Annotated in this window: 5 protein-coding genes; 2 read left to right on the top strand and 3 right to left on the bottom strand. The window is 59.7% G+C overall.

Annotated features, from left to right (window positions below; translation table 11 throughout):
• The first annotated feature begins 47 nt into the window (after positions 1-47).
• Positions 48-431: a copper homeostasis periplasmic binding protein CopC gene (copC, locus tag CAG47_RS00750; RefSeq protein WP_085723020.1), complete on the top strand. Its 384-nt coding sequence runs from the start codon at positions 48-50 to the stop codon at positions 429-431.
• Positions 432-434: 3 nt separating this feature from the next.
• The gene (gene copD / locus CAG47_RS00755; protein WP_085723021.1) at positions 435-1,358 is read left to right on the top strand and encodes a copper homeostasis membrane protein CopD; all 924 of its coding nucleotides are present in this window, start codon (positions 435-437) and stop codon (positions 1,356-1,358) included.
• 82 nt (positions 1,359-1,440) lie between these two features.
• Here copD and CAG47_RS00760 read toward each other — a convergent pair whose 3' ends face one another.
• From CAG47_RS00760 to CAG47_RS00770, 3 genes are all read right to left on the bottom strand, one after another.
• Positions 1,441-1,662, bottom strand: coding sequence for a hypothetical protein (locus tag CAG47_RS00760; RefSeq protein WP_085723022.1), 222 nt, complete (start codon positions 1,660-1,662; stop codon positions 1,441-1,443).
• Between the two features lie 165 nt (positions 1,663-1,827).
• Positions 1,828-4,974: a calcium-binding protein gene (locus tag CAG47_RS29210; RefSeq protein WP_085723023.1), complete on the bottom strand. Its 3,147-nt coding sequence runs from the start codon at positions 4,972-4,974 to the stop codon at positions 1,828-1,830.
• A gap of 279 nt (positions 4,975-5,253) precedes the next feature.
• Positions 5,254-5,616 (bottom strand): DUF6124 family protein, encoded by a 363-nt coding sequence (locus CAG47_RS00770; RefSeq protein ID WP_085723024.1) that lies wholly within the window; start codon positions 5,614-5,616, stop codon positions 5,254-5,256.
• Positions 5,617-6,000: the final 384 nt, after the last annotated feature.

A 6,000-nucleotide genomic window follows, 5' to 3' on the forward strand; every position in this document is an offset into this window, starting at 1 on the left:
CCCCCCAAAAACCAACAACAACCGCTTCAAGCGGTAAAGGACCTTGCATGCGCCTCATCCAACCCACCGCTGCCGTCATCGTATTGCTCAGCGGCCTGCTCATGAGCAGCCTCGCTCAAGCCCATCCCAAATTACTGTCCTCCGCTCCGGCAGAAGGCATGGAAGATCTGACACCCGCCAGGATCGAACTGCACTTTTCCGAAAACCTCGTCACCCAATTTTCCGGGGCAAAACTGCTGATGACCGAAATGCCCGGCATGGCCCACGCCCCGATGCCGGTCAAGGCCAAAGTCAGCGGCGGCAGTGATCCGAAGACCATGTTCATCACGCCTGCAGCGCCCTTGACCGCCGGCACCTACAAGGTCGAATGGCGCGCGGTGTCGTCGGACACCCACCCGATCACCGGCAACGTCACATTCAAAGTGAAATGATCGATGAGCGACTCGGCCAACGTCGTGCTGCGATTTGTGTTGTATATCGATTTGATGCTGTTGTTTGGCATGGCGCTGTTCGGGCTTTACAGCCTTAAAGGACAGGAACGGATATCCGGGAGGGTGTTGCCCTTTCGCCGATTGCTGACGGGAACTGTCGGCCTCGGTGCGCTGCTGTCCATCGCCGGCATGGTCCTGATGGTCCGCGCCATGAGTGGCGAACCGGAGGTTACCGAACTGCGCCCTCACCTCGAGATGATGTTGTTCGAGACAGATGTCGGGATGGCCTGGGCCGTGCGAATGATTGCGCTGGCGCTCGCAGGATTGGCGGCGATGTCAAACCCACGCGCCCCCGGCATCAGCCTGGTGATCGCCGCCACGGCTGGCGGCATCGCCCTCGCCAGCCTGGCCTGGAGCGGGCATGGTGCCATGGACGAAGGCAGCCGCCGTTACTGGCACTTCACGGCGGACATCCTGCACCTGCTGATGGCGGGTGCCTGGCTCGGCGCGTTGCTTGCGTTTGGATTGATGGCGCAAAACCGCGTGCTGCGATCCGAAGCGCACATTCGCTTGCTGGCACGTGCCGTTAAACGATTCGAACTTGTCGGTGCGCTGATCGTAGTGATCATCACTGTGACTGGGGTGGTGAACTACCTGTTCATCGTCGGACCGCGGCTGGATGACGTTCTGCTCAGCCACTACGGAATACTGCTGGCGATCAAAATGCTGCTGTTTGCCGGGATGCTCGTACTGGCAGCGTTGAACCGCTTTCATCTTGGGCCATTGCTGGAGCGGTCGCTGGGAGAAGGTCAACATCAGGTGGCGGCCCGTGCACTTCGGCGCAGTGTGGTGGTGGAAATGCTCGCGGCGGTATTGATTGTGGGATTGGTGGCGTGGTTGGGGACGTTGAGCCCGGAAGTGGAATGAGTCATCTTCAGGGGGCGTGATTATTCATGCCGGTGAAAAGGGCGCTCCCACAGGAGCGCCCTTCTTCATTGCCGACCGCGTATCAGTCGTCGTGCAACAAACCGGAACTGTACTCGCCAAAGCTGTTGCCCAACGCGCTGCCATGGAAACTCATCCTGTTGGCGTTGCTGTTGGCAGGCCCTGGGCCAAAGCCGGACGGCTGCACGGAGTCGACCGGATAATCGCGGGGAGAACTCACACTCGAACAGGCGCTCAACAGCATGGCACCCGCTATCAACGAGACCTTGATCAGGTTTGCGATCATCTTTTTATTCCTGTGGATTGAGGTGAGGAGGACATGACATTCAGTTGCCATCCTATGCCTCGCCCGTGCCGGACATCATGAAGTTTTGCGGGGCGACAGCGTTGGTTCAGGAACGCTGTGCGCCCGGTGATATCCGCCCCTTCCACAGAGCTGCGGCGAGGACAATCAGGCAACAATGTCTGCGCTGACGAGTGTCGTAACACCGACCAGGGAAATCTCGAACTCCGCCGCCGTGTCGGCATCGGTGCTGCCGAACAGGATGCCGCCAGCGAAGCGCACCTGCCCGGTCGCATTACTGCTGAAGGCACTCGCCCCGATAAAACTGAAAGCTTCATTGACGGCGGTGGCCACGTTCGCGTCCAGGGTCGACAGGTCGATTTTGTCGCCCTCGGCGGTTTTGAAATCCCCGATCACATCGCGCAATGTACCCAGGCCCATTTCGCTCAAGGCATCGAAGTCGAAACGATCGGCTCCGACACCGCCATTGAGCTGGTCAACACCCACCCCGCCTATCAGCAGGTCGTTACCGGCACCGCCATTGAGGACATCATTGCCCGCGCCCCCACTGAGGGTGTTGGCGGCAACGTTGCCGGTCAGGGTGTCGTTGAAGTTACTACCGGCCAGGCTTTCGAAACCCAGCAGCGTATCGCTGCCCGAGCCGCCCGTGACCTGGACGGTGGTCACAGCCAGACTGGCCGCCACCGCACTCGTGGCAAAGGCATAGGACGCGGTATCGACGCCGTCGCCGCCATTGAGGATGTTGTTGCCGGCCCCGGCAAACAGCGTGTTGTTCAAGGTATTGCCGGTGCCGTTGGCGGCCGTGGTTGCCAGCAGCCGCAGGTTCTCCACGTTGGCGCCCAGCGTATAACCGGCCAGGGAGCTGTAGACCGAATCCGTGCCGCCGGTGGCGACGACCGCACTGGTTTCACTGACCACATCACCGACGTTATCGACAACGTAGATGTCCGAACCGTCACCCCCCACCATGGTGTCTACACCGGCACCACCATCGAGGGTGTCATTGCCGGCACCGCCATTGAGGGCATCATTGCCCGCACCCCCACTGAGGGTGTTGGCGGCGGCATTGCCGGTCAGGGTGTCGTTGAAGTTACTACCGGCCAGGCTTTCGAAGCCCAGCAGCGTATCGCTGCCCGAGCCGCCCGTGGCCTGGGCGGTGGTGACAGCCAGGCTGGCCACCACTGCACTGGCGGCAAAGGCATAGGACGCGGTGTCGATACCGTCGCCGCCATTGAGGATGTTGTTGCCGGCGCCGGCAAACAGTGTGTTGTTCAAGGCATTGCCGGTACCGTTGGCGGCCGTGGTTGCCAACAGGCGCAGGTTTTCCACATTGGCGCCCAGGATGTAACCACCCAGGGAGCTGTAGACCGCATCCGTACCGCCGGTGGCGACGACCGCATTGGTTTCACTGACCACATCGCTGACGCTATTGACGATGTAGATGTCCGAACCGTCGCTCCCCACCATGGTGTCATTGCCGGCACCCCCATCGAGGGTGTCATTACCGGCACCGCCATTGAGGACATCATTGCCCGCACCCCCACTGAGGGTATTGGCGGCGGTATTGCCAGTCAGGGTGTCGTTGAAGTTACTGCCGGTCAGGTTTTCAAAAGCCAGCAGCGTATCGCTGCCTGAGCCGCCCGTAGCCTGGGCGGTGGTGACAGCCAGACTGGCCACCACTGCACTGGCGGCAAAGGCATAGGACGCGGTATCGATACCGTCGCCGCCATTGAGGATATTGTTGCCGGCCCCGGCAAAGATCGTGTTGTTCAAGGCATTGCCGGTACCGTTGGCCGCCGTCGTTGCCAGCAAGCGCAGGTTTTCCACGTTGGCGCCAAGGACGTGGGTCGCCAGGGTACTGTTGACCGTATCGATGCCACCGGTAGCGGCAACGGCATTGGTTTCGCTGACGACATCGAACTGGTTATCGACGAAGTAGGTGTCAGAGCCGTCGCCGCCAATCATCCTGTCTGCGCCGGCACCACCATTGAGGGTGTCGTTGCCGGCATCGCCATTGAGATGGTCGTTTGCGCTGCCGCCCGTGAGGGAGTCGTCACCCGCGCCGGCATCGATGACGACGCTTCCGACACCCGCCCAGGTCAGCACATTGGCCGCGGCATCGCCCGTCAGGCCGGTGAGTTTATTGCCGCTTGCATCGAACCGCTGGAAGTAAGTGCCTGAACCTGCCCCGTCCTGGCCGATGGATTCCCAGACAACCACATAACCACCATCAGCCAGGGTGGTCACCCGCGTGATGACCTGGTCGCCCACTACCGTCGTATTGATACGGGTTTCAGCACCGACCGGAGCGCCACTGGCATTAAGCCGCTGGGTGAACACACCAGAAGCATCGCCAGGACCGTTACCCACCCAGGTGACCAGGTAGCCACCATCGAACAACGCCGAGACATGAGGCTCCGACTGATCACCGGCGATCGTCGTGTTGACCCGGGTCTGCACACCCACCTTGGTGCCGGCGGAGTTATAGAGCTGGGCAAATACGTCTATCTGGCCCGGGCCGTTGATGGTTTCAGGGTAAGACTCCCAGACGACCAGGTAATTGCCGTTGGCCTGCACCGCGACCATATGCTCGGTCTGGGTATCCACTGACGGTGTATTGACCAGGGTTTCCGAACCCACCTTGACGCCAGCAGAGTTAAAGCGCTGGGTGACGATGCCATAGTCATCACCCGGGCCATTCCCTTCCCACACCGCCAGGTAACCACCGTCGGGAACACCAAAAATCTGCGGAAAATCCTGTGCCCCCAGGGTAGTGGTGTTGACGTGAACTTCCCCACCGACCTTGACCCCGCTGGCATTGAAGCGCTGCAGAAAAGACCCGAAGTTGCCACTGGCTTCCTCGGCCCCCCATGCCACCACATAACCACCGTCGGCCAGGGCAGTTATTTCAGGGGAATCGCGCAAGCCCGCCAGGGTTGTATTGACAACAGTTTCGCCACCAAGCCTGGTGCCGTTGGCGTTGTACTGCTGAGTAAAAATGCATTGCTGCCCCCCGGTATTGAGGCCGGACCAGGTCACAACGTAGCCGCCGTTGAGCAGCCCGACCACCGAAGGCTGAAACTGCTCGCCCGCAAGCGTGGTGTTGACCAGCGTCTCACCCCCCACCTTGGCACCGCTGGCGTTATAGCGCTGGGTAAATACTCCAGTGGTCTCGCCAAGACCATTGCCCTGCCAGGCGATGACAAAACCACCGTCGATCAACCCATAGATATTCGGATCCTCCTGATTGCCTGCAGTCGTGGTGTTAATCAGCGTTTCACCAAAATTTGGCATGACACAGTCCTTCTGCAAGATGACGAGGCGAGACCGGGAGACTTGTGAGTCTGAGAATATCTGCGCGCCATCAAAACGCTAGCTCGTCCGTCGGATGAGTGGCCGGTTGATTGGTGATACGGGGAGACAGGCGGCAGGCTCGCCGCGCTTTGTGCACTACATCGGTGATGTCGCCTGCGCCAGTCAAATCGAGCCCTGGTGAAGACACGAATTCAGATTCCGCCCTCGAGAACGCTAGCTAAAACCATGGAACCCAGAATCTCCTACCAACCTCCTTCCTCAATTGACCTTCACACCCCCACCGGGCGGATCAACGTTATCCAGCGCCCGATTCACCAATAACTCCCCCACCACCGCCAACTGTTGTATCGACAGCGCCAGACTGCGTGGCGAGCCTTCGAGCTTGCAGGCCAGGTCGGTTGTCAGGACGTTCAGCGACGCGAGGGTTTCGCAGGCGTGGCATAGCAAGGTTTCGATATCGACGTCGGGAAGGATGGTAAAGACGTGGCAGATGGGGTCAGGGTGGTTGGGGTCGCGCAGGCGTTTGCTGACAATGCGATGACTGGCTTGGGAAAGCTGGTCAAGATCAAGAGGATCGCAAGCGGTTGAAGCAACCGGAGGATCTGGCGTGATTTTTTTCATGGTTGTCGTTCCTAGAATTGAATGAAGGAACTGCCAGCATCACTTCCACATGATGGGGTGGCAGCTGTGCGCAGGTGTGGAAGACCGGGGATCTAGGAACCCGGCGCACCCGAAAGTGCCCCGCGCACAGCCGCCATAATTTAACAGCAGACATGAAAAAAGCGCCTGCCTAAATTCAGGTGGCGCCTGTGCGCCTAGATCTTGTGAAGGGCTTCCACACCCTTGTCGCTGAATTTGCAGCGACGCAAAAAAGGCTATCCGGGTGGTTGAGGGAGTGCAATGTGGGCGATGGGGACGTGAGTTGCGGGATATCTCTGACATTTTCGTGGCGATTTAAACAGGACTGACTGCTCATACTCGGACTCCCGAGCCCCACCCTCCCAA

The organism is Pseudomonas sp. R37(2017), assembly GCF_002113375.1.
Classification (GTDB): Bacteria; Pseudomonadota; Gammaproteobacteria; order Pseudomonadales; family Pseudomonadaceae; genus Aquipseudomonas.